Annotated in this window: 24 protein-coding genes and 8 pseudogenes; 12 read left to right on the top strand and 20 right to left on the bottom strand. The window is 71.4% G+C overall.

Annotation, left to right across the window (positions count from 1 at the left end):
* Positions 1 to 187 precede the first annotated feature (187 nt).
* Positions 188 to 1,045, bottom strand: coding sequence for a haloalkane dehalogenase (locus ACZ4TV_RS21615; protein WP_468136316.1), 858 nt, complete (start codon positions 1,043 to 1,045; stop codon positions 188 to 190).
* Positions 1,046 to 1,247: 202 nt separating this feature from the next.
* On the opposite strand from ACZ4TV_RS21615, the gene ACZ4TV_RS21610 reads away from it, so the two are divergent.
* On the top strand, positions 1,248 to 1,814 hold the full coding sequence (locus ACZ4TV_RS21610) for a dihydrofolate reductase family protein (protein ID WP_468136315.1): 567 nt from the start codon (positions 1,248 to 1,250) through the stop codon (positions 1,812 to 1,814).
* 85 nt (positions 1,815 to 1,899) lie between these two features.
* On the opposite strand, the gene ACZ4TV_RS21605 is transcribed toward ACZ4TV_RS21610, so the two are convergent.
* The gene (locus ACZ4TV_RS21605) at positions 1,900 to 2,328 is read right to left on the bottom strand and encodes a DoxX family protein (protein ID WP_468136314.1); all 429 of its coding nucleotides are present in this window, start codon (positions 2,326 to 2,328) and stop codon (positions 1,900 to 1,902) included.
* A gap of 105 nt (positions 2,329 to 2,433) precedes the next feature.
* On the opposite strand from ACZ4TV_RS21605, the gene ACZ4TV_RS21600 reads away from it, so the two are divergent.
* Positions 2,434 to 3,060 (top strand): TetR/AcrR family transcriptional regulator, encoded by a 627-nt coding sequence (locus ACZ4TV_RS21600; RefSeq protein ID WP_468136313.1) that lies wholly within the window; start codon positions 2,434 to 2,436, stop codon positions 3,058 to 3,060.
* Between the two features lie 255 nt (positions 3,061 to 3,315).
* On the opposite strand, the gene ACZ4TV_RS21595 is transcribed toward ACZ4TV_RS21600, so the two are convergent.
* Both ACZ4TV_RS21595 and ACZ4TV_RS21590 read right to left on the bottom strand, forming a co-directional pair.
* The gene (locus ACZ4TV_RS21595) at positions 3,316 to 3,792 is read right to left on the bottom strand and encodes a hypothetical protein (protein WP_468136312.1); all 477 of its coding nucleotides are present in this window, start codon (positions 3,790 to 3,792) and stop codon (positions 3,316 to 3,318) included.
* Between the two features lie 502 nt (positions 3,793 to 4,294).
* Positions 4,295 to 5,133: pseudogene (locus ACZ4TV_RS21590) on the bottom strand (IS5 family transposase).
* Positions 5,134 to 5,750: 617 nt separating this feature from the next.
* Between ACZ4TV_RS21590 and ACZ4TV_RS21585 the strand changes: the two are divergent.
* Positions 5,751 to 6,308, top strand: coding sequence for a GNAT family N-acetyltransferase (locus ACZ4TV_RS21585; RefSeq protein ID WP_468136311.1), 558 nt, complete (start codon positions 5,751 to 5,753; stop codon positions 6,306 to 6,308).
* A gap of 268 nt (positions 6,309 to 6,576) precedes the next feature.
* On the opposite strand, the pseudogene ACZ4TV_RS21580 reads toward ACZ4TV_RS21585, so the two are convergent.
* The 5 genes and pseudogenes from ACZ4TV_RS21580 to ACZ4TV_RS21560 form a co-directional block, all read right to left on the bottom strand.
* Positions 6,577 to 6,705, bottom strand: a pseudogene (locus ACZ4TV_RS21580) (IS5-like element IS4811 family transposase); the annotation flags it as partial.
* Between the two features lie 50 nt (positions 6,706 to 6,755).
* Positions 6,756 to 7,175 (bottom strand): annotated as a pseudogene (locus ACZ4TV_RS21575) (hypothetical protein); the annotation flags it as partial.
* A gap of 52 nt (positions 7,176 to 7,227) precedes the next feature.
* Positions 7,228 to 7,416 (bottom strand): annotated as a pseudogene (locus ACZ4TV_RS21570) (aldo/keto reductase); the annotation flags it as partial.
* A 53-nt stretch (positions 7,417 to 7,469) separates the two neighbouring features.
* Positions 7,470 to 7,892, bottom strand: a complete 423-nt coding sequence (locus tag ACZ4TV_RS21565; RefSeq protein WP_468136310.1) for an acyl-CoA thioesterase — start codon at positions 7,890 to 7,892, stop codon at positions 7,470 to 7,472.
* 336 nt (positions 7,893 to 8,228) lie between these two features.
* Positions 8,229 to 8,636 carry a RidA family protein gene (locus ACZ4TV_RS21560; protein ID WP_451297911.1) on the bottom strand — a complete coding sequence of 136 codons (408 nt, stop codon included), beginning with the start codon at positions 8,634 to 8,636 and terminating at the stop codon, positions 8,229 to 8,231.
* A gap of 84 nt (positions 8,637 to 8,720) precedes the next feature.
* Here ACZ4TV_RS21560 and ACZ4TV_RS21555 point away from each other — a divergent pair, with 84 nt between their 5' ends.
* A complete protein-coding gene (locus tag ACZ4TV_RS21555) occupies positions 8,721 to 9,353 on the top strand; it encodes a TetR/AcrR family transcriptional regulator (RefSeq protein ID WP_468136309.1) in 633 nt (210 codons plus the stop codon).
* A 59-nt stretch (positions 9,354 to 9,412) separates the two neighbouring features.
* Positions 9,413 to 10,026, top strand: a pseudogene (locus tag ACZ4TV_RS21550) (transposase family protein); the annotation flags it as partial.
* Positions 10,027 to 10,529: 503 nt separating this feature from the next.
* Here the strand turns inward: ACZ4TV_RS21550 and ACZ4TV_RS21545 are convergent.
* Complete coding sequence (locus tag ACZ4TV_RS21545) at positions 10,530 to 11,291, bottom strand: SDR family NAD(P)-dependent oxidoreductase (protein ID WP_468136308.1); 762 nt, start codon at positions 11,289 to 11,291, stop codon at positions 10,530 to 10,532.
* Between the two features lie 27 nt (positions 11,292 to 11,318).
* Positions 11,319 to 11,471: a hypothetical protein gene (locus ACZ4TV_RS21540; protein ID WP_468136307.1), complete on the bottom strand. Its 153-nt coding sequence runs from the start codon at positions 11,469 to 11,471 to the stop codon at positions 11,319 to 11,321.
* A 1-nt stretch (position 11,472) separates the two neighbouring features.
* Here ACZ4TV_RS21540 and ACZ4TV_RS21535 point away from each other — a divergent pair, with 1 nt between their 5' ends.
* Positions 11,473 to 11,892 (top strand): hypothetical protein, encoded by a 420-nt coding sequence (locus ACZ4TV_RS21535; protein WP_468136306.1) that lies wholly within the window; start codon positions 11,473 to 11,475, stop codon positions 11,890 to 11,892.
* Here the strand turns inward: ACZ4TV_RS21535 and ACZ4TV_RS21530 are convergent.
* The 3 genes and pseudogenes from ACZ4TV_RS21530 to ACZ4TV_RS21520 form a co-directional block, all read right to left on the bottom strand.
* Positions 11,885 to 12,334, bottom strand: a pseudogene (locus ACZ4TV_RS21530) (MFS transporter); the annotation flags it as partial. The gene ACZ4TV_RS21535 and the pseudogene ACZ4TV_RS21530 overlap by 8 nt on opposite strands.
* Positions 12,335 to 12,503: 169 nt before the next feature.
* Positions 12,504 to 13,088, bottom strand: a complete 585-nt coding sequence (locus ACZ4TV_RS21525; protein WP_468136305.1) for a TetR/AcrR family transcriptional regulator — start codon at positions 13,086 to 13,088, stop codon at positions 12,504 to 12,506.
* Positions 13,089 to 13,503: 415 nt separating this feature from the next.
* Positions 13,504 to 13,841, bottom strand: a pseudogene (locus tag ACZ4TV_RS21520) (NAD(P)-binding domain-containing protein); the annotation flags it as partial.
* Positions 13,842 to 13,846: 5 nt separating this feature from the next.
* Here ACZ4TV_RS21520 and ACZ4TV_RS21515 point away from each other — a divergent pair.
* Positions 13,847 to 13,975, top strand: a pseudogene (locus ACZ4TV_RS21515) (winged helix-turn-helix transcriptional regulator); the annotation flags it as partial.
* A 68-nt stretch (positions 13,976 to 14,043) separates the two neighbouring features.
* Here ACZ4TV_RS21515 and ACZ4TV_RS21510 read toward each other — a convergent pair.
* Positions 14,044 to 14,874 (bottom strand): sugar phosphate isomerase/epimerase family protein, encoded by an 831-nt coding sequence (locus tag ACZ4TV_RS21510; protein WP_468136304.1) that lies wholly within the window; start codon positions 14,872 to 14,874, stop codon positions 14,044 to 14,046.
* A 10-nt stretch (positions 14,875 to 14,884) separates the two neighbouring features.
* Positions 14,885 to 15,964, bottom strand: coding sequence for a LacI family DNA-binding transcriptional regulator (locus ACZ4TV_RS21505; RefSeq protein ID WP_468136303.1), 1,080 nt, complete (start codon positions 15,962 to 15,964; stop codon positions 14,885 to 14,887).
* A 171-nt stretch (positions 15,965 to 16,135) separates the two neighbouring features.
* Here ACZ4TV_RS21505 and ACZ4TV_RS21500 point away from each other — a divergent pair, with 171 nt between their 5' ends.
* From ACZ4TV_RS21500 to ACZ4TV_RS21490, 3 genes are read left to right on the top strand one after another with little or no spacing between them, the layout of a single operon-like run.
* Positions 16,136 to 17,287: a Gfo/Idh/MocA family protein gene (locus ACZ4TV_RS21500; RefSeq protein WP_468136302.1), complete on the top strand. Its 1,152-nt coding sequence runs from the start codon at positions 16,136 to 16,138 to the stop codon at positions 17,285 to 17,287.
* The gene (locus ACZ4TV_RS21495) at positions 17,284 to 18,441 is read left to right on the top strand and encodes a dihydrodipicolinate synthase family protein (RefSeq protein ID WP_468136301.1); all 1,158 of its coding nucleotides are present in this window, start codon (positions 17,284 to 17,286) and stop codon (positions 18,439 to 18,441) included. Before ACZ4TV_RS21500 ends, ACZ4TV_RS21495 begins: the two co-directional genes overlap by 4 nt.
* Positions 18,438 to 19,271 (top strand): sugar phosphate isomerase/epimerase family protein, encoded by an 834-nt coding sequence (locus tag ACZ4TV_RS21490; RefSeq protein WP_468136300.1) that lies wholly within the window; start codon positions 18,438 to 18,440, stop codon positions 19,269 to 19,271. The genes ACZ4TV_RS21495 and ACZ4TV_RS21490 overlap by 4 nt, the downstream gene beginning before the upstream one ends.
* A gap of 43 nt (positions 19,272 to 19,314) precedes the next feature.
* Here ACZ4TV_RS21490 and ACZ4TV_RS21485 read toward each other — a convergent pair whose 3' ends face one another.
* Positions 19,315 to 20,208, bottom strand: coding sequence for an SCO6745 family protein (locus tag ACZ4TV_RS21485; RefSeq protein ID WP_468136299.1), 894 nt, complete (start codon positions 20,206 to 20,208; stop codon positions 19,315 to 19,317).
* Between the two features lie 114 nt (positions 20,209 to 20,322).
* On the opposite strand from ACZ4TV_RS21485, the gene ACZ4TV_RS21480 reads away from it, so the two are divergent.
* Both ACZ4TV_RS21480 and ACZ4TV_RS21475 read left to right on the top strand, forming a co-directional pair.
* Positions 20,323 to 21,951 (top strand): N,N-dimethylformamidase beta subunit family domain-containing protein, encoded by a 1,629-nt coding sequence (locus tag ACZ4TV_RS21480; RefSeq protein ID WP_468136298.1) that lies wholly within the window; start codon positions 20,323 to 20,325, stop codon positions 21,949 to 21,951.
* A 158-nt stretch (positions 21,952 to 22,109) separates the two neighbouring features.
* Entirely contained in the window at positions 22,110 to 22,508 is a 399-nt protein-coding gene (locus tag ACZ4TV_RS21475) for a VOC family protein (protein ID WP_468136297.1), read from the top strand.
* Between the two features lie 111 nt (positions 22,509 to 22,619).
* Here ACZ4TV_RS21475 and ACZ4TV_RS21470 read toward each other — a convergent pair whose 3' ends face one another.
* Genes ACZ4TV_RS21470 through ACZ4TV_RS21460 form a run of 3 tightly spaced genes read right to left on the bottom strand, consistent with a single transcriptional unit; the run spans position 22,620 to position 25,446 of the window.
* Complete coding sequence (locus tag ACZ4TV_RS21470; protein ID WP_468136296.1) at positions 22,620 to 23,429, bottom strand: ABC transporter ATP-binding protein; 810 nt, start codon at positions 23,427 to 23,429, stop codon at positions 22,620 to 22,622.
* Positions 23,426 to 24,454, bottom strand: a complete 1,029-nt coding sequence (locus tag ACZ4TV_RS21465) for a FecCD family ABC transporter permease (RefSeq protein WP_468136295.1) — start codon at positions 24,452 to 24,454, stop codon at positions 23,426 to 23,428. Before ACZ4TV_RS21465 ends, ACZ4TV_RS21470 begins: the two co-directional genes overlap by 4 nt.
* Positions 24,451 to 25,446 carry an ABC transporter substrate-binding protein gene (locus ACZ4TV_RS21460; protein ID WP_468136294.1) on the bottom strand — a complete coding sequence of 332 codons (996 nt, stop codon included), beginning with the start codon at positions 25,444 to 25,446 and terminating at the stop codon, positions 24,451 to 24,453. Before ACZ4TV_RS21460 ends, ACZ4TV_RS21465 begins: the two co-directional genes overlap by 4 nt.
* Positions 25,447 to 25,480: the final 34 nt, after the last annotated feature.

The raw sequence follows: 25,480 nt of genomic DNA, 5'->3' as shown, positions 1-25,480 counted from the left end.
CAGTGCTGTCGCGAGGGTTTCGAGATCTGTCGTCACAAACGGATCAACGAGACCCTCGCTTCATGCGCCCGAAGACTTCGGACTTACTCGTCTAGGCCTCGTCCGTGCGATCACGCGTCCCTCAGTGTGCAGTACAGGGCCGGAAGGCCTCTGTCCACCACGAGGCGCCGACACCAGTGGGCCGGCGTCACCGCAGCCCGTGCCGGTCCGTCCAGTAGGCGATGGCCGCGGCGATCTCGGTGGGGCGGTCCTCAGGAGCGTGGTGGCCCGCTGGGCCGCAGTGGACGGTCTCCAGGGCTGCGATGTGGGCAGCGCACCAGTGGGCCAGGTCGGGGTTGATCAACAGGGTCGGGGACCCCTCGAAGGTCATGAGCAGTTTCGGGATCTCGTCGCTCTTCGCGAGCCAGCTGTCGTACGCCTCGATGCGGGCGACGAGCTCGGTCGGCTCGCCGCCCAGCGGCATCTGGCGGGCCCAGGCCAGGACGGGCCGCCGGCTGTCACGGGTCGGGAAGGGAGCGAGGTAGGTGGCCAGGTCCTCGGCGGACACGGGTTTCAGGACGCCTCCGGTGAATGCCTGGCGGATGAACAGGTCCTGGTCGAGGACCATCTCCTCGCCCGTGCCGGTCCCGCGGATCGCCTCGGAGCGCTTGCGTGCCTGCTCCGAGAGGTCTGCCCAGGCCATCGGCTTGACGATGCTTTCCAGGAAGGCGATGCCGAGCACCCTGTCGGGGTGCCGGGCCGCCCAGTCGAAGGCGAGTGCGCCACCCCAGTCGTGGCCGACCAGGACGACGCGGTTCAGAGCGAGTGCGTCGAACCAGGCGTCGAGATAGCGGGTGTGGTCGGCGAACCGGTAGGCGATGTCCGGCTTGCCCGAGCGGCCCATACCGATGAGGTCCGGCGCCAGGAGCCGTCCGCCGCCGATGGAGGGCAGTACGTTCCTCCACAGGTGCGAGGAACTCGGATTTCCGTGAAGGAACACGCAGGTCGTCCCATCGCCCCCCTCCTCGTAGTACATGGTGGAATCGAGTACGCGTATCTGGGGCATGTCGAACGGTCCTTCCAGCCTGTGGGAGAGGGTTGCGGGACTCAGCGGAGAATCCGACGCGGAGTGGCCCGGCGAGGCCCTGGGCCGCCTGGCGGGCGGTGTCAAGGGCGCGGGTCTCTCGCGGAGCAGGCTGTCCCGCAGCACGTTGCGCGTCCGCCCCCGCACCGCGAGGTGTGGCCTTTCGGAAGAGGGTTTGCTCACGATGAACGCACCCGGCAGGATCATTCACTTCGTTCACCAGTCGGTCGACGGCTATATCGAGGGCCCCAAGGGTGAGTTCGACTGGCCGTCCATGGGACGTGAGTTGTCGGACTACTCCCACGAACTGACCGGTAGGGCCGACGCCTTCCTCTACGGACGGAAGGTGTGGGACCTGATGGCCGGATACTGGCCTCGGGCCGAGGAGCTCTCGCATGACGAGCACGACCTCAGGTTCGCCCCCGTGTGGCGGAGCACTCCGAAGGTGGTGGTGTCCCGCACGCTGAAGGAGGCGGGCTGGAACACCCGGATCATCGGGGAGGACTACGCCGAGGAGCTGACCACCCTCAAGGACTCCGGCAAGACCCTGCTTCTGGTCGGCGGTTCGGAACTCGCGGCCACCCTGACCTCGCGCGGCCTCATCGACGAGTACCAGATCGTCGTACACCCGGTGGTCCTCGGCGGGGGCAAGCCGGTCTTCCGCGACGGCGATCAGCGCATCGGGCTGCGGCTGGAAGAGTCCCGGGTTCTGGACTCCAGTACCGTCCTGTTGAGCTACCTGCGGGCGTGACCCAGCGCCGCCACGCGGCCCGGACCCGACGGGCCGCGTGGGCCGCGTGGGCCGGAGCTCCCCGGTGACGTGCGGCCCGTGCAGGTCACACCATGGCCAACGCCGCCGCGGCGATGAAGAGCGCCTGCAGGGCCGTACGTGGGCCCAGCCGGGTCGCGTGGACGAGACCGCGTCGGGCGGCCGACACGTTGGCGGGGAACATCGCCAGCAGCATCAGCAGCAGGCCCGCCGCCGCCCAGGGGGCCGTCGCGGGTACCAGCATCCCTATCGCACCGGCCGCTTCCAGCACTCCCGTCACGGTGACCAGCAGTTCGGGCCGGGGTACGCGGGGCGGGACCATCTCCACGAGGCGGGCACGCAGAGCGGGGAAGAAGTGTGCGAACGCGGTCAGCAGGAACATCGCGGCCAGCCCGACGCGCAGGGACGGCTGCCAGCCGTCGAGGGCGGTGACACCGGCCAGCCCGGCCAACCGGGCAAGCACGAAGCCGGCGATGAGAGCGATCAAAGGCTGCATGGAAGTCCCCCTCGTCCCGTGCCGGGCGTCCCCCGACACCAACTTGACACCGGCAAGATTGCATCACGGCGAGGGAACTTGTCAACGACAAGATAGGGTGGGTGCATGATCGATCGCCCCTACCACCACGGCAACCTCCGCGACACCCTCCTGAGCGCCGCCACCAAGGCCATCGAGGAGAACGGCCCCACCGCCCTGAGCCTGCGCGACCTCGCCCGCCGCGCCGGCGTCTCCCACGCGGCCCCCGCCCACCACTTCGGCGACAAGGCCGGCCTGCTCACCGCGCTCGCCGCCCGCGGCTACGACCTGCTCGCCGACGCGCTGCGCGCCGCCGGGGACGATCTACTGGAGGCGGGCGTCGCTTACGTACGGTTCGCCGTCCGCCACCGCGCCTGTTTCGAGGTGATGTTCCAGCCCGCCCTCTACCGCCCCGACGACCCGGAAGTGGCCGCGGCGCGCCGGCGCGCCGACGAAGCCCTCACCGCAGCCGTCGTCGCCGACGCCCGCCCCGCTGGCGACGGCGACGGCGACGGCGAGGGCGATGCGGCGGATGCCAAGCTGGCCGCCTGGTCCATCGCCCACGGCTTCGCCGCCCTGTGGACCAGCGGAGCGCTACCGCTCGAACAGGACCAGGACCCCGGCGACGCCGCGCGCACCGTACTCAACCACCTCGTCCGCAACCAGGCCCCGCCCGCGGACGCCGGCCGAGGAACAAGCCGGACAGTGTCCTGAGGCGGAGATTCATCGGCAGATCCGACCGGGTCACCGGATGCCTCCCTCGGCCTGGGGAGCCCCCGCCTGCGGCGCCTTCGGGGCAGGAGGCTCCGGCTACGGAAGCGCGTCGACCCGCCGCAAGACCGTGCTTCGGCCGGCGGCGACGCTTCCGGTCAGCTGATGCTCCTGGCAGCCGACCACCCCGTGGAGACGAGGACCGGCGGGCCGCCGTCCGTCAGGGTGTCCGCGTCGCCCCCGCTGAAGAGCAGCTCGTCACCCGCACGGCCCAGAGGTCGGCGACGCCGTCGCCGTCAGCGTCGGCGGCACCGGCCAGCAGGCGGCGGGCCAGGGGGTGTAGCCCCGTCCGTACCTCGTCGCTGCGGCGAAGGTCCCGTCGGGAAGGCCTCGATGGAGCCCGAGCACACCGGACTCGACGCCCCGGGCCAGGAGGTCGGGCCGGCCGTCTCGGTCCACGTCGCCGGGAACGGTCAGGGTCATGCCGTCCCAGTCGGGGAGGACCGCACCGACGTTCCGCGCGGATACGACCCTGGGCAGGAGGCCGCGAGCCACTTCGTACCCGAACAGCTTGCCCCCGTGAGCGACCAGCAGGTCGGGCAGACCCTGTGCTGTGGCGCCGGTGGCCACGACGCGGGCCGTGGTCGGGAGGCCGGTCACCAGCGCTTGGCCGTCACCGAGGGTGCCGTCACCGCGGTTGAGGTAGAGGCGCAGCTCGGTGCCGACTCGGGCCACCAGATCCTCCGTGCCGTCGTCGTCGAGGTCGCCGCGGTGGGAGATGGAGGCGTCGGACCAGCCGCCCAGCCCGACGTTGACGGGCGGGGCCAGCTTGCCCTCGGTGCCAAGGCCCTCGTGAAGCCACAGACGCCCCCCGCGTCGACTGAGACCAGGTCGGGCCGGCCGTCGCCGCTCATGTCACCGGGGACCTTGTCGCGGTGGAGAGTCGTTACGACGGTGGCATGGTCGGACCAGCCCTCGTCGGCCGGGGTGGGCCCGGCGACGTTCTGGTTCATGTTCATCACCGAGTCGTCCACGCGGCACGAAACCCAGCGGGATCCGGCCGATCGTACGGTTGGTGAAGACGTGGTCCAGGGCCCTCTCCATGGCCTTGGGCTCCGCCGCATCCCAGGACCGGAAGGTGGGTCCGGTGGTCTCGCAGGCGTCGAGACCGGTGGTCAGGTCGTTCAGAGGGCGTTTTGACCCGTTGTTTCATCCCGGTCTGCGTACTTGATGTGGTTCACGCTCCTCGCCAGGTTGGTGTGGATTCGTGGGTGAGGCGGCGGGTCATGAGGGCGATCATCGCGATGTAGATCATGGCGGTGGAGCGGGTGGGCAGGGCCTCGTAGTCGCGGGCCAGGCGGCGGTGGTGCATGAGCCAGCCCAGGGTGCGCTCGACCACCCACCTGCGGGGAAGGACGGTGAAACCCTTGGCGCCGGGGGCTCTGCGGACAACTTCGAGGTCGATGCCAAGGCGGGCGGCATGGTCCACGAGGTACTCGCGGTAGCCGCGGTCGGCCCAGCCCTTGCGGATGCGGGGTGGTCGGCGGCGAGCCGGTTGAGGAGGCGTTCGCCGGCGACGGAGTCCTGGATGCTGGCGGCGGTGACCAGTATCGTCAGCATCAGGCCGGTCGTGTCGATGATGATGCTCCGCTTGCGGCCGACGATCCGTTTGCCCACGTCAGCGCCTTGCTCGTGGGCGGGGACGTTGGTGGAGGTCTTCACGCTCTGCGCGTCGATCACGAAGCCGGTCGGCTCCGGGCTGCGGCCCTCGTCCTCGCGGACCCGGCGCCGCAGGAGGGCGTTGAGGTGCTCGAAGATGCCGTCGCGTTCCCACTTGCCGAAGTAGTGATAGACGGTATTCCAGTGCGGGTAGTCGTGCGGGAGGTAGCGCCAGGGGATGCCGGTGCGGGCCACGTAGAGGATCGCGTCGAGCAGGTCGCGCAGGTTGTGCTGGGGTGGGGTGCCGATGTTGAGTCCGTGGCGGGCCTTGTCGTCCCGCCAGCTCGTCAACAGCGGTTCCACCAGGGCCCACCGGACATCGGACAAGTCGCTTGGATACCGCCGACGTTCGCTCATACTGCCAGGAGGCGGCAGCCGCGAGCGGCCCGGCAGGGCGTGCGAGGCCGAAGCTGAGGCATTCGGAGCGAACTGGCGCCTCTTGGGATGAAACAGGAGCAGGTGGGGCGCAACAGCGACCTCGCAGCCCCTCCCGCCACATCAACACCATCTCTTCCTCTCGCCTCGCCAGGCACTCGCCACAAACCGGGGTGAGTAGCCATAAAAGTGGGCTAAACGCCCTCTCAGTACCTGTTTGTGAGCTTGACCTGACAAGTTGGTCCCGGATTGACCTGTGACAGCGAAGTCGGGACGGCTGTAACCGAAGTCTTGACAACAGGTCGGGAGTCGCATGCAGGGCCTGTCGGCCCTCTTCCACCTGCTGTAATCCGGGGCGCCGGTCACCGATGGATCTGGTGGCTGGGCTGATGCAGACGGACATCCAGATCGGGCCGACGGGTCCGAGGCCGCTGCCGCTGTCGGTTGCCTGAGGCTCCTGTCCGGCGGATTTCTCCGGGCGCGCGCAACTGGCACTCGTCGGATCGCGTCTCGATGTGCGAGGTGACGTGAGAAGTCGTTGCCCGCGAATGGCTATACGAGGTCGAACTGTGTGGCCGAGAGGCTCAAGGAGCGGTTCCATGTCGGACGAAATCACAGGGCACCCCGTCGCCTGGCCACCTGCCCCGATCAAGACCGGGCGGCTCGTGCTCCGAGAGTCCGAGGCCGGGGACCGCACGGCGTTCATCGACCTGTTCGCCTCACCAGAGGTGGGCACCTACGTCGGCGGCGCTCGGCCGCGTGACGAGATTGAGCGCACGATGCCCGAGGTGCCCGGGCAGCGCTTTGGCTTCTTCGTGGTCGAGCTCGACGGGGCAATGATCGGCATGATCACGCTCGATCGGCGCGACCCGGAGCGCAAGGGTCACATTCGTCCGGAAGGCGGGGAGCCCGAGCTCGGCTACATGTTCCTGCCGCAGGCGTGGGGACGCGGGTATGCCACCGAGGCGTGTGCAGCGGCGCTCGGCTGGTTCGCCGGAGAGCATCCCGGCGAGCCGGTCGTGCTCTCCACCCAGACCGCCAACGAGGCCTCGCTGCGCGTCGCGGCGAAGCTGGGGTTCACCGAGGCGGGGCGGTTCGAGGACTACGGCGCCGAGCAGTGGCTCGGCGTGTGGTCCCCGGGCGCGCCGTCCGATTGAGCTCATGCCCGACAGCGCGATGGACCCACGACGCCACCGATCAGTCGTCAGCCTCGGCGTGCGTCGCTTGCGCCAGCGCTTCCCAGGGGGTGGGGCGCGCAGGCTCCTGCTGGCGCGTCGCGGTCTAAAGCCCGCTCATGGGACAGTAATGGCCGGACCGTTGGTCAGTCTGGGCGACCCCGGACCAGGGTCACCATGGTGACCCTGAAGATGATCAGTCCCGCTGTGCTTCGCGGGACATTGGCTGACCGGCTCGGCGGGACTGGCGGCGGGTGATGCGCCTGGTCATGAGGGTGATCGCGGCCCAGGTGATCAGCGACTCGGAGTGCTGGATCAGGCGTTCGTAGTCTCTGGCGTGCCGACGGGCGTGCATGACCCAGGCGATCGACCGTTGAAGTCGCCGCCCAGGACGACGCCGTGCCCCCGGGAGTCAGCCAGCTCCGACCGGATCGTGGCCACTTGGGCTTGCTGAACCGTGGCGTCGTCGGCGATCAAGTGAGTCGTGCACAGCTCGTCCGGCCAGCCCGCGAGGCGGCCACAAAGCATCGGCAGTCTGCGGGTGGACATCGCGGGGTCGACGGTCTGGATGCGGCGTACGTCGGTCAGTTCGCCCTTGACGGCGAGCAGGACGCCGAGGTGGCCGCCGATCTCACCGTAGCCGCTGGCGGTGGTGTTCCGGCAGTACGACTGGTTGTCGCTCGGGCGGTTGCCGACGGCGTGTGCGAGAGTCCAGCCATCATCGACGAGCAGCGGTTCGAGCAGCCCCATGTGGCTCTTGGCGTCAGGGCCCGGCGAGAGGTTGGACGGCCTGATCTGGGGAACGGGCGGCGTTGCGGGGTCGCCGTAGCCGCATGCCTCTTGGAGCATCACGACGTCCACGTTGTGGGTGCCGCGAGGCCGGCGACCTTCGCGGCCTTACCGGCCGCGTCGTTCCGGGGATGGCCAGCACGTGGGGGCCTTGCTGCAGGGTCCATGCGAGCCGCACCTGCGCCGGCGAGGCCCCATGCGCGCGGGCGACTGCGCGGACCTCGCCGTATTCGGCCCGGAGGGCGCCGGCCTCGCGCCCCTGCCCGGCGATGGAGAAGAAGGGAACGAACGCTCGCCCACGTCCCGGCCCCGAGTGCCGGTCGCACGGTCGCCCGAACCCGTGGTCTCACGCGCCTACAGGCCAAAGGCACGCGGGTCCGCAGCGAGCGCCCTGAAGTACTCGCGCGGGTCCGCGACCAGTTTGCGTTCCTTGAGGTCCAACAGACCACTGACGGCCGCAACTTCGGCCGACGCGGTGCCGTCGGCCTTGCGGATCCTCTGCTCGACGCGGAACGTCTTCCCTTCGCCCCACAGGAACCTGCAGTCCACTTCCACGTTGTCGCCTGCGCGCAGCTCCCCCAGGTACCGGATGTTCGTCTCCAGGACGACCGGGCCCACGCCCTTCTCCAAAAGGTCGCGCTGGTCGATCCCGCCATGCCGCAGCATCGACCAGCGCGCGTGCTCGGCGTACTGCAGGTACACAGCCTGGTTCAGGTGTCCCTGCGAGTCGGTCTCGTATCCACGCACCTCGAAGCACACGGAAAACGGCTTTGCCACGGTGTCCCCTTAGTTCTCGGCTGAGCGCTTGCTCACTGGTCCAACCAAGTGACACAGCCCGGTATTCCACGCGCTACGAGCTCGTAGCGGGCTCATGTGCGAGTCTTCTTGAGGCGCCTCCAGCAGGTGAAGCCGCAGGCCAGGGAGACGAACGGGCGAGATCTGCCTACTGGCCGACGGTCGCCGTCCTGGCCTTCGGCAGCTTCCGCCCCTGCACCCCGGTGCCCAGGCGGTGAATGCTGACAGCAGCGGTTCCAGCACCGCCCACTCGCCGTCCGTCAGATCCCCCGACTCAACATGGCCAGCCCCACGGTTTCCCTGCTCGCAGCGATACGGCTATTCGATGACCGCGGTGGCTTCGACCTCGACCAGGAGGTCCGGTTCCCCCAGTGCCGCAACGCCCAGAAGGGTGATCGGCTTGACCGGATCGATGCCCAGTTTCGCTGCCGCCCGGCCCACGCCCTCACCCAACAGCGGCATCTTCTCGGGACTCCAGTCGACGACGTAGATGGTCAGCTTCGCCACGTCATCGAAGGAGCCACCGATTCCGGCCAGAGCGGTGGCGACATTGAGATAACACTGCTCGACCTGAGCAGCGAAATCTCCCTCCCCCACGGGCCGGCCGTCGGCGTCGCGGGCGACCTGCCCCGCCAGGAACACCAGCTTCGATCCGGTGGCAACCGACAGCTGCCGGTAGACCTCGGGCTTCGGCAACCCCTCGGGATTGACCAGCGTCACGGACATGAACAGCCTCTTCCTCTTGGCGTCAGGAGCAGCAGCAAGATCAGCACCTCATGAAAGCATAACGATGCTATGTATTGTGGGGCCATGGCGAGGACGAAAGATCCAGTGGTCCGCTCCCTGCTGCTCGACCGAGCCGCACAGATGCTGCGGACGAGGCAACCGGTCACACTCCGCACCCTGGTCGCCGGAACCGGCGTGTCAACGATGGCCGTCTACACGTACTTCGGCGGCATGGACGGCCTGTGGAAGGCATTGCGGCAGGAAGGCTTCACACGCCTGACCGCCCAACTCGCGGCCGTCAAGATGTCTGCGGACCCAGTACGGGACCTCGCCGCGCTGGGGGCCGCCTACCTGGCCAATGCCTTGGAGAACCCCGATCTCTACCGCGTCATGTTCGACGCGGGCTTCGACCTCGAAGACACCGGCGCCGCGGACGAAACCCTGCACCGCCTCGTCCACGCCATCGACCGGGCCAAGACGAACAACCGCTTCCGCGACGAGGTCGACCCGCTGGAACTGGCAACACAGAGCTGGACCATCGGCCACGGACTCGCCTCACTTGTCGCCGCAGGCCCCCTGCCGCACCAGGCACTCGCTCATGGCGCGCCCATGCTGACCGCACTGTTCACCAGCGCAGGAGACGAGCCGGGCCGATGCCGCCGGTCGGTCGAGCGCGGCTGGGGAACGGGTGCTCCCAGTCTCCCCCGGCCCTCGTGATCGGAGGGACAGGACCTCAAGGGTGTTGCAGAAGGCGCGGTGCGGCGCATCTTGCCTGTATGGGTGGGGTGTTACGGGCTGAGCCGGTATGGCGGAGACGTTCACAGGCTTGCGGATCGATCGGTTCGCCAAGCTGGTGAAGGTGGTCCGTGAACGGAGTGGGAATGGTCCGGGCGGTGGTCGGCCGTGGTGTCTGCCGCTGGCGGACCGGGTCTTGCTCGTGGCGGTGTACTACCGCACGAACCTCACCATGCGGCAGCTCGCCCCGCTGTTCGGGATCTCCCCGGCCACCGTCTGCCGAGTCACCCAGCGTCTTCGCCCGTTGCTGGCGTTGGAGCCGGCGCCGCGGCCCCGTCACCAATGTCCATGTCGATGTCGAGCGGTTCTGGATCGTGGACGGAACCCTGGTCCCGGTCCGCGACCGCACTGTCGGTGCCTCCAGCCGTAACTACCGCTTCTCGGCAAACGTGCAGGTCATCGTCGACGCTGACACGCGCCTGGTTGTCCCCTCGGCCCGACCGGTGCCCGGGAACAAGGCCGATGCCCACGTCTGGCGGGAGTCGGACCTGCCAGCCGCGGCGGCCGGGACGACGGTCATCGCGGACGGTGCCTACCTGGGCGCGGTCTGATCGTCCCGCACCGCGGACGGGCCGGACGGCCCCTCCTGCGCGGTGTCGCGGTTCCGGCCTGTCCGATGCCCGGCGGGGACTGGATCGTCGGACCTTGGTTCATACCCGAGTGAGTGGGCCGGGTGCTGAGCCGAGTTCTCCAGCGGGTGAGCTGCCGGGTGGGGCGGTGGCGAGGAGTCCTCGGCGAGGTGGGCGGCGGTGGCGGCAGCCTGGTGCCACCAGTCGCCGCCGGTACGGGCAAGCAGCGGGACCTTGAGCCGGGGGCGCGGGGGTGATCGCCGGCAGAACACCGAAGTCTCATCACGCTGAGCGCTGAGCGCCGAGAGCCCCGAGGCCCGAGCCCCGAGCCGCGAGAAGGCCGATGAGCCCGCCGACGCGGCCCCCGCCGCCGGTGGCACCCCGGCGAAGGAGCCGATGGACATGGGCTTCATACACGGCCGCCCCTTCACCGACCACCTGGACGGCCACCACTGGGAGACCTTCTGCTGGACCCGGCCGCCGCCCAGGCTAGAGCTAGAGCTAGAGCTAGAGCTAGAGCCCGAGTGCGTCAGGCGGCGACCCCGCCGTCGATCACCAGATCGGTGCCGACGGCGGAGCCCGCCGCTTCCGAGGCGAGGTAGAGCACCGCCGCCGCGACCTCGGCGGCGGACGAGATCCGGCCCAGCGGCGACTGCTCTTTCATCCGGACCTCCCGCTCGGCCTCCGTCTCGCCGGCGAGCAGCGACATCGTGGATTCCGAGGCACCCGGACTGACCGCGTTGATCCGGACGCCGTCGGCGATGTGGTCCAGGGCCGCGGCCCGGGTCATCGCCGAGACGGCAGCCTTGGAGACCTGGTAGCCGAAGACCCCGGGAATCCGGATGTGCGGGCCCAGGTTGGACGCGATGTTCACGATCGCCCCGCCGCCGTGCGCCCGCATGTGCGCCACCTCGGCCTGGAGGGCGTGCAGGACCCCCGTCACGTTGATGTCGAGCAGCGTCTGCCAGTCCTCCAGGGGGAAGTCGGCCGCGCTGTGACCTCCCCGGAAGACACCGGCGTTGTTCACGGCGACGTCGAGACCGCCGAAGAGCTCGACCGCGCGCCGGACCAGCTCCCGGGTGGACTCGGCGCTGGACACGTCGGCGGTGACCGCGGCCGCGGTGCCTCCGGCGGCCTCGATCAGGGCGACGGTCCCGTCGAGGGACTCGGAGGTACGGCCGGCGACGACGACCTTCGCGCCCTCGGCGGCGAAGGCGAGCGCGATGGCCCGGCCGAGACCGGATCCGGCGCCGGTGACGAGGACGGTGCGATCGGTGAAACGTGCGGACATGTGTGTGTCGACTCCCTGTGAGTGCTTCTACTTGATACGGATCGTGGTGGCGGCCAGGGCGGTGAACGCGACGGCCGCGGCCGCCAGCGACACCGCGTCGCCACCGAAGGTGAGCAGTACGGCGAAGACCACCGTCGGTCCGAGCTCCATCGCCGTGTTGAGGGCCCGCGAGTCCCGCACGGTGCGCGGGGACGCTGTCGGTGGCGAGGCCGGCGGCCCCCGCGAAGGACAGGGCCCCGCCGGCCGGCAGCAAAAGGCGGCCGGGAAGCAGCCCGTACGGGTAAGGGACGGAGGTTTCGAAGCCGGTCGCGGCGAGCAGGGCGACCGCGAAGGGGACGAAGGCGGCGGAGGTGAGCAGTGCGGACCAGCCGCGCTGCTGCTGGAGGGCGAGGGAGAGCAGCACGAACACCGTGGTCGTGCCGGCCGCCGTCAGCCCGATCGCCGTGAGGCCCAGAGCGCGGCGGCCGTAGCGCAGGAAGTCCGGGGGCAGGAGCGGGCCGGCGGCCCGCCGCTCGACGGCCGCGAACGCGGCGAGCAGCACAAGTCCGGTGAGCAGCAGGACGAGCACCGGGGCGCAGGCCCAGGGGTGGGCGTCGGGTGAGGACGAGTCCGTAGCTGGCGAGCGTGATCCCGGCGATCGCGAGCAGCGCGGCGAGGGTCACGGCGACCGGCACCACTAAGGCGCCGCGCCAGGAGGTGGCGGCCTCGATCACCCCGGGGAGCAGGCTCACCGCGGTCGCGCCGAGCACGGACAGCCCGCCGCAGGTGGCCATGGCCCTGCCGTACGCGGGAGGTTCGGGGAACAACGCCCTGAGTACCGCCATCGCGGCCGGGGCGACGAGTGCAGCGCCGACGCCCTGCCCGAACCGGGCGGCGAGCAGCGCCTCGTACCCGGGGACGAGCGGCGCGAGGGCGGAGGCGGTGCCGAAGACCAGGAGCCCGCCGGTCAGGGCCCGGCGCCCGCCGAAGGGTCGGCGAGCCGGCCGCCGAGGGCGGCGAGGGCGGCGGGCGGCGAGGGCGGCGAGCGTGAAGATGAGCGTCATCTGCATGCCCCCGAGCAGCACTGAGCCGTACCGGGCACGCCCGCGGCAGCCGGTGGCCCTTCGGGGCTCGCGCACCTCTGCCGTCGACATACCCACCCCCCCCCATCAATTTGACCGTACGTTCCAAAATGAGCGCCGAAGAAAGGGCGCCTCCGTGGGCGCCCACTCCTCAGTCCAGCAGTCCCAGTGCCTGTTCCGCCGCGTCCGTGACCCGGCCCGGGTCGCTCGACACCTTGCCGACCACCCGGATGCCCTGCAGCACGACGAGCAGCATGCGCGCCAGGGCCCGCGGGTCGCGGTCGGCCGGGAGCTCGCCCCCCGCGCGGGCCCGGGTGAGCGCCGCGTACAGGAGGGTCTCGATCAGCCCCCAGCTCAGCTCGACCCGGCGGGCGATCGCCGTGTCGTGGGGACCGAGTTCCGCCGCCGAGTTGGTGACGAAACAGCCGTTCAGGCGTTCCTCCTCATGCGCCGCTTGGGCGGCGAAGCGCCGGACGAGAGACCGTACGGCCGGCAGCGCCGGGCCCGGCGTGGAGAGCTCCTCGACCATCCGCGGGTCGCGGGTCTCCAGGTAGCGGTCCATGGCCTTCAGATACAGCTCGTGCTTGTTGCCGAAGGTCGCGTAGAGGCTGGCGCGGCCGACACCGAGGTGCTCCACGAGGTTCGACATCGTCGTCGCCTCGTAGCCGCGCGCCCAGAACAGTTCGAGGGCTGCCTCAAGCGCGGCGTCCGGATCGAATTCCTTGGTCCTGGCCATACGGAGACCGTACGGTTTTCTGGAACGATCCGTCAAGATAGTGGATCGGACCGTATAGACCGACCGACCGTCACCGCGACCTCGTCGTCACGTCCAGGTCCAAGTCCGCGCGGCGCACGCCGAGCCGAGGGGAACGTGCCGGTCGAGGACCCCCGGCTTCCTCGAGGCACTGCTCAACGCCTGGGACGAGGGGTTCGAGCTGCGGACGGTCTGTGATGGCCTCGGTCCAGATTCCCAGGCGCACTGCCTGGCCTGGAACAAGTTCGCAGCCGTCGACTCGCCGCATTGGATGTGTCTGCGTTGACCCGCCGGGTCTGACCTCGGACAGGGGAACGATCCGTCCGAGGTCAGAACAATATCGTCGCGTCCACGCGCCCTTCCGGGGCAGCTCCTGACGCCCAGTGCCCGGTATGCCTCACACGCTCTCAGCGCTTGGGCCTGTCGCGTAGGCCAACGGCGGCGCGATCGCCCGTGCTCCGCCACCCACAGCCCGATGAACAACGCGGCGGTTGCCTCCAGCAGTCCGGCGCGTTCCAGCCCGCCTCCGGCCACCGCTCGCAGCCCACATCCCGCACCAACCGCCTCGTGACAGAGGTTGAACGCCTTGACGACCTGCGCACCCGGTGCCGCCGCGGCAAGTCGGTCCGCCGCCGAGGGCCCGCCTTCCGTCAGCAGCCGGAAGCCGGGCCCGACCGGATTGGCACAGTCGAGCAGGACTTTCCCGCTCAGCGCCGCCTGGAACTTCGCGACGACGACCTCCACCCCGCGTCGAGTACGAACTCACAACCCTGGGAAGGACATTGCTCGGCCCGATCGACGCATTCGGTGCCTGGGCCTTCGAGCACGGCGATGAGGTCATCGCTGCCCAGGACCGAAACAGCGGGTGAGTCTTCAGCCCGCGCCTCCTCCGCTCTGACACGCTTTCATCGTGATGAGTCCAAGCGTCGCCAGAAAATCAGCGCGCATCCCAGAGTGACGAAGGCTTCGTGGAAGGCGGCTGTCCCGCCAGCAACCACTCCAGGTACTCCCGGCCCCGCCCGAGCTGACCGGGCAGTTCGGCGGCGGCGGGGTACCAGCGCTTCTCGTACTCCCAGCAGAGCCAGCCGTCCGGCGCTGCGGCGGCCACCGCGTCGGCGAGGGGCAGCACTCCGGCGCCGAGCCCGACCGGGGTGAGCTCCTGCGCGGACTCCACGTCCTTCACCTGTACGTAGCCCAGGTGCGCGGCCAGCGCGCGCCGCGACTCGGCCGGGGGCTCGCCGCCCAGCCAGGTGTGCAGCACGTCCCACAGTGCGCCCGCGGCCGGATGGGCGACCCGGTCGAGCACCCGGGCGACCGCTGCCGCCGTGCGGTGGGAGTCATGGGTCTCGAGCAGGATCCGCACGCCGTGGCGCTCGGCGAACGGCGCCGCGGCCAGCAGCCGGCGTACCGCATGGGCGTCGGCCGCCTCCTCGTCCTCGGGGAGGTCCGCGCCGCCCGGGAAGACCCGTACGTAGGGGGCGTCCAGATCGGCGGCGAGCCGGACCAGGGCGCGCAGTTCGGCGAGGACCGGCTCGTCCGCGCCGGGGGCAGCCACCTTGGCATAGCCCGCGACCCCCAGGACGGCGACACCCGCGGCGGAGAGGATCCGCCGTCCGGCGGCGCGCTCGGCGGCCGGGCTGCCGGGGTGCAAGGGCTCCTCGGGGTGGGCGCGCAGCTCGACGCCGTCGAACCCGTGGGACGCCGCGAGGGCGGCGCTGCGGTCGAGCGGCGCGCCGGGCAGGCCGAGTGTGGAGAAGGCGTACTTCACGAACGGCTCCCTACGGACGGCCCCCCGCGGCCGGTGGCGGCGCTGTGGAGGCGCGCACCATCAGCTCGGTGGGCAGGGTGGTGATCCCGCCCGGGGGCGGCGGCCGGCGGCCGGTCACCAGCTGGGCGGCGAGCACGCCCGCCTCGCGCAGGGGCACCCGGACGGTGGTGAGCGCGGGGGCGGTGTCCGCGCAGAAGGGCAGGTCGTCGAAGCCGGCGACGGAGACGTCCTCGGGGATCCGTATGCCCGCCTCGCGCAGGGCGGCGGCGACCCCGGTGGCGACGGTGTCGTTGGCGGCCGCGACGGCCGTGAAGGGCGAGCCGCGGCGCAGCAGTTCCCGGGTGGCGTCGTAGCCGGCGGAGCGCTCGAAGGCGGCGTGCACCGTGAGGTCGGCGCAGGCCTCGGGGAGGCCGGGGTCGTGCCGCAGCAGGGCGGCGCGGTGCCCGGCGAGCCGCTCGCGGGTGGTGCTCAGCCCCGGAGGGCCGGCGACGTAGGCGATGCGCCGGTGACCGAGTGTCAGGAGGTGCTCGGCGAGGCGGAAGGCGCCGCCGTGATCGTCGAACATCACGGTGGCGACGGGCAGTCCGGCGGGCACGGGCAGCGGAGGCCGCCCGCACAGGACGACGGGGGCGCCGGCGGCCGCCATCCGCGCGATGCGGGCGGCGAGTGCGGCGGTGTGCTCGGCGTCCTCGGCGGCGCCGCCGGTGAGGACGACCCCACCGGCCCGCTGGCCCTCCAGGAGGGTGAGGTAGGCCAGTTCGGCCGCGGGGGCGCCTTCGGTGTTGCAGACGACGGCGAGCCGGCGGGCGCCGCCGCCCTGACCGGTGGGGGCCAGGGCACTCTGCAGGGATCCGGCCAGGATCCCGAAGAAGCTGTCCGCGACGTCGTGGACCAGGACGCCGACGAGATCGGAGGTGGCGGCCGCGAGCGCGCGGGCGGGGCCGTTGGCGATGTAGCCGAGCTCCTCCACCGCCTGTTCCACCCGCGTCCGGGTGGAACCGGCCACCGGGTATCCGCCATTCAGTACGCGCGAGACCGTGGCGGGCGATACGCCCGCGTGCGCCGCGACCTCGGCGAGAGTCACCGCCATGCTGCACCCCTCCCTCTTCAGGACCCCGGTCATCGTCTCATCTGGTGCGTGAACCTCCATAATGCCGAAGGAAGAAAGCGCTTTCCATCACCCGTTCGTGTCTTGCGTCGAGAGGATTCCCGGCCCTAGCCTGAACGGAGTGAAAGCGCTTTCTGTCGATGAGGGGGAGTCATGGAGCGCAGGACGATCAAGATCGCGATGAACGGCGTGAGCGGGCGCATGGGGTACCGACAGCATCTGGTCCGGTCCCTGCTCGCCCTGCGCGAGCAGGGCGGCCTCGACCTCGGCGACGGCACGGTGCTCTGGCCGGAGCCGGTTCTCGTGGGGCGCCGGGAGCCCGCCCTGCGGGCCATCGCCGAGCGGCACGGGCTGGAGCACGTGGCCACGGACCTGGCGGCGGTGCTGGCCGATCCGGAGGTCGAGATCTACTTCGACGCGCAGGTCACCAGCGCCCGTGAGGCGGCGGTCCGCCAGGCCATAGCTGCCGGCAAACACGTCTACTGCGAGAAGCCGACCGCTCTGACCTTCGAGTCATCACTGGAGCTGGCACGGCTGGCCGAGGCCGCCGGGATCAAACACGGCGTGGTCCAGGACAAGCTGTTCCTGCCGGGGCTGCTGAAGCTGAAGCGGCTGATCGAGGGCGGCTTTTTCGGCGAGATCCTGTCCGTGCGCGGAGAATTCGGATACTGGGTCTTCGAGGGCGACTGGCAAGCCGCCCAGCGGCCGTCGTGGAACTACCGCGCGCAGGACGGCGGAGGCATCGTCGCCGACATGTTCCCCCACTGGGAGTACCTGCTCCACGAGCTGTTCGGCCGGGTTCGCACGGTGCAGGCCCTGACGCGCACGCACATCGCCCGCCGATGGGACGAGGAGGGCAAGCCGTACGAGGCCACGGCCGACGACGCCGCGTACGGCATCTTCGAACTGGAGGGCGGCGCGGTCGCGCAGATCAATTCCTCCTGGGCGGTCCGGGTCCACCGCGACGAGCTCGTGGAGTTCCAGGTGGACGGGACGCACGGGTCGGCGGTCGCCGGGCTGCGCGGCTGCCGGATCCAGCACCGCGGGGCGACGCCGAAGCCGGTGTGGAATCCGGACGTGCCACAGAGCGAGGCCTTCCGGTCCCAGTGGCAGGAGGTTCCGGACAACAGCCCCGCCGACAACGGCTTCAAGGCCCAGTGGGAGCTCTTCCTGCGGCATGTCGTGCTCGACGAGCCCTGGCGGTGGGACCTGCTGGCCGGGGCGCGCGGAGTGCAGCTCGCCGATCTCGGCCTGCGCTCCTCGGCCGAGGGCCGGCGGCTGCCGGTGCCGGAGGTGGCGCTGTGAGCATCCGGCTCCCCTCGGCCACGGGCGGGTACCGCCTGCACCGGCCGAACACCGACCCGTATCCGCCGCTCAGCTGCGCCCCGGCTCGCAGCCGTACCTTCTACTCGGCCGCCCATGTGGTCGCCGATCCGCTGGCCGCGTCGGCCGAAGCCGGGCCGGTGATCGATTGGGAGGCCACGCTTGCCTTCCGGCGCGGCCTGTGGACACAGGGGCTCGGTGTGGCCGAGGCCATGGACACCGCGCAGCGCGGCATGGGCCTGGACTGGCCGACGGCAGCGGAGCTGATCCGCCGCTCGGCGGCCGAGGCCCGGGCCGTCGGCGGCCGGATCGTCTGCGGCGCGGGCACCGACCAGCTCGCAGCCGACGGGAGCCATTCGCTCGCCGCGATCACCGCCGCGTACGAGGAACAGCTCGCGCACACCGAAGCGTGCGGGGCGGGGGCTGTGCTGATGGCCTCGCGGGCCCTGGCCGCCGCTGCCCGCGGCCCCGAGGACTACCTGGAGGTGTACGGCGGCCTGCTCCGGCAGAGCGCGCGGCCGGTCGTACTGCACTGGCTGGGGCCGATGTTCGACCCGGCGCTGGCCGGCTACTGGGGCCACGACGACCTTGACGGGGCCACGGAGGTCTTTCTGAAGATCATCGCCGAATGCCCGCAGAAGGTGGACGGGATCAAGGTCTCGCTGCTGGACGCGGGGCGGGAGGTGGACATCCGGCGCCGGCTGCCGGCCGGTGTGCGCTGCTATACGGGCGATGACTACCACTACCCCGAACTGATCGCCGGGGACGGGGAGCTGGCCAGCGACGCGCTCCTGGGAATCTTCGACCCGATCGCCCCCGTAGCCGCCCGGGCCGCTATCGCACTCGACGGGGGCGACACGGACGGCTTCCGGGAGCTGCTGGATCCGACGGTCCCCCTGTCGAGACATCTCTTCGCCCCGCCGACGCGCTTCTACAAGACCGGGGTGGTCCTGCTGGCCTGGCTGGCCGGATACCAGGAGCACTTCACGATGGTGGGCGGGCTGCAGTCGGCCCGGTCGCTCCCCCATCTGGCGACGGCGTACGAACTGGCCGACACCCTGGGCCTGTTCCCGGATCCGGAGCTCGCCGAGGAGCGGATGCGGCGGCTGCTCGCGGTGCACGGGGTGTCGTCATGAGCGCGGCGCCCGCGCGGTTCAGCCTCAATCAGGAGACGATCCGCCAGTGGTCCGTGCCCGAGCTGGTCGCCGGGTGCACGGCGGCCGGAGTGGGCGCGGTCGGGCTGTGGCGCGACCCCGTCCGGGACTTCGGGGTGCGCAGGACGGCGAAGCTGGTCGCCGGGGCCGGACTGCGCGTCAGCTCGCTCTGCCGCGGCGGGTTCTTCACCGCCGCCGATCCGTCCGGCCGGGCGGCCGCGCTCGACGACAACCGCAGGGCGGTGGAGGAGGCTGCCGAACTGGGCGCCGACACGCTGGTCCTGGTCTCGGGTGGACTGCCCGAGGGCGACCGGGACCTGGTGGCGGCGCGCGGGCGGATCGCGGACATCCTGGGCGAGTTGGCGCCGTGGGCCGCCTCGCACGGGGTGCGGCTGGGGATCGAGGCGCTGCATCCGATGTTCGCCTCGGACCGCTGTGTGGTCTCCACCCTCGGCCAGGCCCTGGACCTCGCCGAGCAGTTCCCGGCGGAGCAGGTGGGGGTGGTGGCCGACTCGTACCACCTGTGGTGGGACGAGCGGCTGCCCGACGACCTGCGCCGGGCCGGCGAGGGCGGACGCATCGTGTCCGTCCAGGTGGCCGACTGGGTGACTCCGCTGCCCGCGGGCGTGCTGCTGGGGCGCGGGCAGCTGGGCGACGGCTCCATCGATCTGCGGGGCTTCCGGCAACTGGCCGACGCCGCCGGCTATCGGGGCCCGGTGGAGGTGGAGATCTTCCAGCCCAGGCTGTGGGCCCGGGACGGTGCCGAGGTGTTGCGGGAGGTGATCGAGCGCTATCGCGCACACGTGGAGTGAGCGGCGCGGCCGGTACCGGCGGGCTTTCTGTCGATCCGGAGTTTCAGCCCTCGTAGTCGTACTTCATGCCGATGCCCAGGGTGCTCTGGGTCGGCAGGATCCCCGCGCCGACGATGTCGAGGACCGGCGGAAGGAGGAGTTCAGCGAGCCGGGCCACTTCCTGCGGGGTCAGCGCCGACCACGGGGCCGAGGCGAGTTCGTCGGTGAGCTTCTCGATGGCGGTCCGCAGCGCCAGTCCGGCGCCGGTGGCCGTGCCGTCCTCGGCCAGCAGGCCGCGGGCGGCGAGCCGGTCGCGGGCCGCGTTCCACTCCTCGGCGGACCACTGACGGCTCTCGAACCACTCCGCCGGGGCGGCTCCGGCACCGGAGTGCAGGACCAGGGACTCGGCGGGGTCGAGGTGGTGGGCCTGGAGGGCGGCGAGGTGGCCGTCCCCGCGGTGCTCGCGCAGGATCGTCGCCGCGTGCCAGAGCACGGCGTGCGGAGCGGCGGGCCAGGGCAGGGCGGCGTTGGCGGCGCCCAGCGGGCGTCCGGCGGTGTCGGCGGCCTCGGCGGCGCGCCGGGCGAGCCGGGCCGCCTCGGCCAGGTCCGGGGAGGTGACGCGCTCGCCGAGGAGGGTGCGCAGGGAGCGGTCGACGGCTACGGCCCGGGCCGCGAGCACCCGGGCCGGCGGGGCGGTGTGCCAGGACTGCGCGAGGTAGCGCTCCACCATGCGCGGGCTGAAGGTGTAGAAGAGCGCGTTCACGAGCTCCGCCGGCGCCGGGCCGAGCGGGGCGGTCCGGAGGGCGAAGTACATCGGCCACCGGTCGTCGGTGGCGTAACCGAGCGCGCCGGCCTCCTCGTAGGCCTCGGGTGCGAAGTAGACGACGGCGTGGACGGGTTCGAGCAGCTGCCACAGCTGCCGGACCGTCCCCAGGTCATGCGCACCGCTGTACGTCATGTCGGGCTCCCCCAGGCTGAGTTGATGCCCGGAAGGGCAGGAGGTCAGCCTAGATCAAGGGGGCCGGACGGGGCGGTGGGAGGGGGGTCCGAAGGGTCACATAACGTGCCCTCCATGGATCAGGAGTACATAGCCGGGCCGGCCGCGGACGGCGAAGGCGCAGGCAGGCGGCGGTTCCTCGCGATCGCGACGGGCGCGGCCACCGCCGCGGGTCTCGGTGCCGTGGCCGGCTGCGCGAGCGGGGACGGCGGCGCCGACGGGCGGGGCCGGGAGCAGGCCGGCGGGTCCGCGGCGCCGAGCGGGCAGCCGTCGGCGGCGGGGCCGCACGGTTTCGACGTCAGGGCCGAAAACGCCCGGCCGGGCCATGCCGACTGGCCGGTGACCAAGGCCGGGCCGGCGCGGGCCATCGAGGGCTTCGCGGACAAGGTCAGCGTCCTGCCCGGCGAGTCCTTCGGGCTGCACGTGTCGACCACCGCGCCCCGTTTCACCGTGTCCGCCTACCGGATGGGCTGGTACGGCGGGGCCCGGGCCCGGCTGGTGTGGCGTTCCGAGGCCCTGCCCGGGGCCCGCCAGCCGGAGCACACCGTGGACTCGGGGACCCGGATGGTGCGCACGCGGTGGGCCCGTACGGCCACGGTGGAAACCAAGGACTGGCCGGAGGGCTGCTACCTGCTGCGACTGGACGCGCAGGGCGGCGAGGGCCAGCGTTTCGTGCCGGTCACCGTCCGGTCGGCGGCGACGGCCGGACGTACGGTCGTGGTCAACGCGGTGGCCACCTGGCAGGCCTACAACCGGTGGGGCGGTTACGGCAGCTATGACGGCCCCAGCGGCAGCTTCGCCTCGCGCTCCCTCTCCGTGACCTTCGACCGACCGTACGAGTACGACGACGGCGCGGGCCTGTTCCTGGTGTACGAGGCCCCGCTGATCGCGCTGGCCGAGCGGCTCGGCATACCCCTCGCGTACGCGACCACCACCGACGTGGCGCGGGAGAAGCGGCTGCTGGAGGGGGCGGCGGCGGTGCTCTCGCTCGGGCACGACGAGTACTGGTCGCCGGAGCAGCGGGCCCACTTCACGGCCGCCCGCGACGCCGGCACCAACATCGCGATCCTGGGCGCGAACTGCTGCTACCGCCGGATCCGGCTGGAGCCATCCGACCTGGGGCCGGACCGTACGCTGGTCTGCTACAAGTCCTCCTACGACCAGGACCCGGGCTTCAAACGGGGGCATCCGGCGACGGTGGACTTCCGCTCGGCGCCCGGCGCGGACCCGGAGAGCTCACTGCTCGGCGTGATCTACGACGGCTATCCGGTGGACGCCCCGTACGTGGTGACCAACCCCGGCCACTGGCTGTTCGAGGGCACCGGCGCGCGGGCGGGCGACCGCTTCGCGCACCTGGTCGGGGTGGAGTACGACAAGGTCGACACCGGTTTCCCGACGCCCCGGCCGATCGAGATCCTGGCCCACTCCCCCGTGGTGTGCGAGGGCCGCCCCAGCCACCAGGACACGGCGTATTACACGGTGCCGAGCGGGGCGGGGGTCTTCGCGACCGGCACGATGCGGTGGGTGGAGGCGCTGGACGCGACGGGCGACGGCAGCAGCGGAAGCAACCACGGTCTGGACGCGCGGTCGGGGGCCCTGACCCCACGGGTGACGGAGAACCTCCTGCGGGTGTTCGCGGCGGGCCCGGCCGGCCGGTCGCGCCCGGCGCGGGACAACGTCAAGGCGGTGTACGGGGATTCGTGAGGCCGCCGTGGGGTCCGGGCGAGTCGTGGGGTCCGGGCGGAAGGGGTGGACTTCGCCCGGACGGGGTGCTTAGGATCGTGATCACGGCGTCGCGTGTCGGTCACCGGCCGGGTGAGGCATGGAGGCGCCCGTGATGTGCCTTTCGGAGGCATTCACTCATGTCTGTGCAACTGAACCACACGATCATCCACTCCCGTGACAACCGGGAGTCCGCCGCATTCCTGGCGCACATCCTCGGCCTCGAGGTCGGGACGGAGTGGGGACCCTTCATCCCCGTCGACACCAGCAACGGCGTCACCCTGGACTTCGCGACCATCCCGGCCGAGTCCATCACCGCGCAGCACTACGCGTTCCTCCTCTCCGAGGAGGAGTTCGACGTGGCGTTCGAGAAGATCCGGTCGGCGGGGGTCCCGTACTTCGCCGACCCGCACGGCAAGCACCCCGGCGAGATCAACCACAACGACGGGGGCCGCGGCGTGTACTTCACGGACCCCTCGGGGCACGGGATGGAGATCATCACGCGCCCGTACGGCTATCAGGAACCCGGGACCGCGTAGCCATCGGCGCCGCCGGCCCCTGATCGCCCGTACGGCTGAGCATCGAGGCTGTGACGGACGGCGGGGTCCGGATGGCCGACGGCGCGTCCAGCACCGCATCCGGCAGCGTCCTCAGGTCCCCACGCGCTCCCCCGCCCGCGGAAGGTAGACGATGTTCGGCGCGCCCGTGTCCGGGTGGACCTCGACCCGCGTCCGTACCCCGTACACCTCGGCCAGCAGTTCCTCGGTGAGCACGTCCCGCGGCGGTCCCGAGGCGACGACCCGGCCGCGCGACAGGACGTACAGCCGCTCGCAGAAGGCGGCGGCGAGGTTGAGGTCGTGCAGGACGAGCAGGCTGGTGGCGGGCAGGGCGCGGACCAGGGCCAGGATCTCCAGCTGGTAGCGGATGTCCAGGTGGTTGGTCGGCTCGTCGAGGGCCAGCAGGCCGGGGTCCTGGACGAGGGACCGCGCCACCAGGACGCGTTGGCGTTCGCCGCCGGAGAGCCCGTCGAAGCGGCGCGCGGCGAAGGGGCCCGCACCCACGGTCTCCAGGGCGTCGGCGACGCGCCGTACGTCCTCCGGACCGTCCTGCTCCCAGAACCGTTTGTGCGGGCTGCGGCCCATGGCGACGACCTCGCGGGCGGTCAGCCCGAAGGTGCCGCTCGCGTCCTGCGGTACGACGGCCACGCGCCGCGCCCGGTCCTTGACGGTGAGCGCGCCCGCGTCCGCGCCGTCCAGCAGGATCCGGCCGGCGGTGGGCCGCAGGGTGCCGTAAACGCAGCGCAGCAGCGTGGTCTTGCCGCTGCCGTTGGGGCCGACCACACCCACCGTCTCGCCGGGTCTGGCGGTGAGGTCGACTCCGTGCAGCAGTGTGTGCCCGTCGATCTCGTAACGCACGGACTGGACCGCGAGTTCCACCGGCCGCGCCGGGTTCCCGGTCATCCGGCGATCCCCTCGGTACGGCTGGAGCGGCGCAGCATCCAGAGGAAGAACGGTCCGCCGACGAGCGCGGTGACCACGCCGACCGGGATCTCCTCGGGCGCGGCGGCCGTACGGGCGACCAGGTCGGCCAGGGTCAGGAACACCGCCCCGCCCAGCGCGGCCACCGGCAGCAGCGCCCGGTGTCCGGCGCCGACGACCATCCGGGCGGCGTGCGGAACCATCAGCCCGACGAAGCCGATCGCCCCGCTGTAGGCGACGAGCACCCCGATGACGAGGGAGGCGAGCACGAAGACGGCGGCGCGGAAGCGTCCGGTGTCCAGGCCCAGGGTGTGCGCGCCCTCCTCCCCGGCGAGGAGCAGGTCGAGCGGCCGGGCGAGGGCGATGAGCAGTCCGGTGCCGACGAGCAGCGCGGCGGAGGGCAGGGCCAGTTCGTCCCAGCGGGCCCCGCCGAGGCCGCCGAGCGTCCAGAAGAGGACGGTGCGGATCTGGTCGGGGTGCGCGGCGAGCACGAGGACGAGGCTGGTGAAGGCGGACAGGATGTACTGGACGGCCACGCCGGCCAGGACCAGCCGGCCGGTGGTCATGGTTCCGCCGCGCCGGGCCATCGCGTAGACGCCGACGAGCGCGGCCATGGAACCGGCGAAGGCGGCGAGCGGCACGCCCATGCCGAACCCGACGGCCGCCGTACCGAAGACGATCACGAGGACGGCTCCCGCCGAGGCCCCGGAGGAGGCGCCGAGCAGGAAGGGGTCCGCGAGCTCGTTGCGTACGAGGGCCTGCAGCACGGCGCCCGCCACCGCGAGCCCCGCGCCGACGACGGCCCCGAGGAGGACGCGCGGCATGCGGACGTCCCACACGATGGAGGCGAAGGCTCCGCTGTGCCCCTCCCCCGACAGGCCGCCGAGGACGATGTCAAGCACCCGGCCGGGGGCGATCCGTACGGGCCCCAGCGCCAGCCCCGCGACGGCCGACGCGACGAGCGCGGCGGCCAGCACGAGGAGGACCGCCGCGGTGCGGAGCCTCACGCGGCGTCGGGGTGGAGCTGGCCGCCCAGCGACTCGACGGCGTCGGCGACGCGCACGCCGAGGACGGCCGAGGAGAGCGGCAGGACGACGAACCGCCGGTTCTTGACGGCGGGAACCTGAGCGAGGGCCGGGTCGTTCAACAGGCGCTGCTTCTTGGCTTCGACGGTGGTGCCGCCGTAGTCGTAGATGAGGACGACCTCGGGCGCCCGCTCGATGACCTTCTCCCACGACACGTCACCGAAGGCGTCCTTGAGGTCGGCGAAGACGTTCGTCCCGCCGGAGAGGGAGACGATCTCGTTGCCGATGCCGTTTCCTCCGGAGGTGAAGGCGGAGGTCTCACCGGAGTCGTAGACGAAGACGGACGGCCAGGGCTTGTCCTTGACCCGCGCGGTCACGGCCTCGATGCGGCGCTGCTCGTCCTCGATGAGCTTCGCGCCGCGCTCGGGCACGCCGAAGGTCCGCGCGACCTCGGTGATCTCGGTCTTCAGCTGATCGAGGCCGACGGCGCCCTCGGCGCAGTACTCCACGTTCAGCCGGGAGTTGATACCGGACGTGGCGAGCCCCTCGCGGTCGCGGCCCTGCGCCTTGTCGAAGGCGCTGGCGTACCCGCCGTACACGAAGTCCGGGTCGGCGCCGAGGAGGACCTCCTTGGAGGGGTATTCCTTGGCCAGCACCTTGATCTTGTCGTAGGCGGGCCGGTAGGCCGGCAGCACGGCGTCGTCGAGGTAGGCGGACCCGGCGATCCGGTCACCCAGCCCGAGGGCGAGCAGCAGCTCGGTGGCGTGCTGGTTCATGGTGACCGCGCGCTGCGGCGGAGCCTGATAGGTGCTGCTGACCCCGCAGTTGGTGACGGTGTACGGGAAACCGGGCGCGGCGGCGGAGTCCCCCGCGGCCTGGTCCTGCCGCACCCCGGGCGAACCGGCACACGCGGCCAGGGGTATCAGGAACGCGAGCGGGACGAATGCGCGCAAGACGGCGCGGGAACGCGACATGGCGGGGCCTCTCCGGGGGATCCGCGTCCCCTGG

Source organism: Streptomyces sp. NPDC028910, from assembly GCF_055564955.1.
Note: the sequence above shows the minus strand (reverse complement) of the source record. Positions and strands in the feature narration are given on the sequence as shown.

What these genes read in the sequence shown, in the direction of transcription:
- ACZ4TV_RS21600 (WP_468136313.1), top strand. Translation starts at nt 2,434, where the DNA reads ATGATCGATCGCCCCTACCACCACGGCAACCTCCGCGACACCCTCCTG.
- ACZ4TV_RS21585 (WP_468136311.1), top strand. Translation starts at nt 5,751, where the DNA reads ATGTCGGACGAAATCACAGGGCACCCCGTCGCCTGGCCACCTGCCCCG.
- ACZ4TV_RS21605 (WP_468136314.1), bottom strand. Translation starts at nt 2,328, where the DNA reads ATGCAGCCTTTGATCGCTCTCATCGCCGGCTTCGTGCTTGCCCGGTTG.
- ACZ4TV_RS21505 (WP_468136303.1), bottom strand. Translation starts at nt 15,964, where the DNA reads ATGGCGGTGACTCTCGCCGAGGTCGCGGCGCACGCGGGCGTATCGCCC.
- ACZ4TV_RS21610 (WP_468136315.1), top strand. Translation starts at nt 1,248, where the DNA reads ATGAACGCACCCGGCAGGATCATTCACTTCGTTCACCAGTCGGTCGAC.
- ACZ4TV_RS21525 (WP_468136305.1), bottom strand. Translation starts at nt 13,088, where the DNA reads ATGGCCAGGACCAAGGAATTCGATCCGGACGCCGCGCTTGAGGCAGCC.
- ACZ4TV_RS21555 (WP_468136309.1), top strand. Translation starts at nt 8,721, where the DNA reads ATGGCGAGGACGAAAGATCCAGTGGTCCGCTCCCTGCTGCTCGACCGA.
- ACZ4TV_RS21460 (WP_468136294.1), bottom strand. Translation starts at nt 25,446, where the DNA reads ATGTCGCGTTCCCGCGCCGTCTTGCGCGCATTCGTCCCGCTCGCGTTC.
- ACZ4TV_RS21475 (WP_468136297.1), top strand. Translation starts at nt 22,110, where the DNA reads ATGTCTGTGCAACTGAACCACACGATCATCCACTCCCGTGACAACCGG.
- ACZ4TV_RS21485 (WP_468136299.1), bottom strand. Translation starts at nt 20,208, where the DNA reads ATGACGTACAGCGGTGCGCATGACCTGGGGACGGTCCGGCAGCTGTGG.
- ACZ4TV_RS21470 (WP_468136296.1), bottom strand. Translation starts at nt 23,429, where the DNA reads ATGACCGGGAACCCGGCGCGGCCGGTGGAACTCGCGGTCCAGTCCGTG.
- ACZ4TV_RS21545 (WP_468136308.1), bottom strand. Translation starts at nt 11,291, where the DNA reads ATGTCCGCACGTTTCACCGATCGCACCGTCCTCGTCACCGGCGCCGGA.
- ACZ4TV_RS21615 (WP_468136316.1), bottom strand. Translation starts at nt 1,045, where the DNA reads ATGCCCCAGATACGCGTACTCGATTCCACCATGTACTACGAGGAGGGG.
- ACZ4TV_RS21490 (WP_468136300.1), top strand. Translation starts at nt 18,438, where the DNA reads ATGAGCGCGGCGCCCGCGCGGTTCAGCCTCAATCAGGAGACGATCCGC.
- ACZ4TV_RS21560 (WP_451297911.1), bottom strand. Translation starts at nt 8,636, where the DNA reads ATGTCCGTGACGCTGGTCAATCCCGAGGGGTTGCCGAAGCCCGAGGTC.
- ACZ4TV_RS21500 (WP_468136302.1), top strand. Translation starts at nt 16,136, where the DNA reads ATGGAGCGCAGGACGATCAAGATCGCGATGAACGGCGTGAGCGGGCGC.
- ACZ4TV_RS21480 (WP_468136298.1), top strand. Translation starts at nt 20,323, where the DNA reads ATGGATCAGGAGTACATAGCCGGGCCGGCCGCGGACGGCGAAGGCGCA.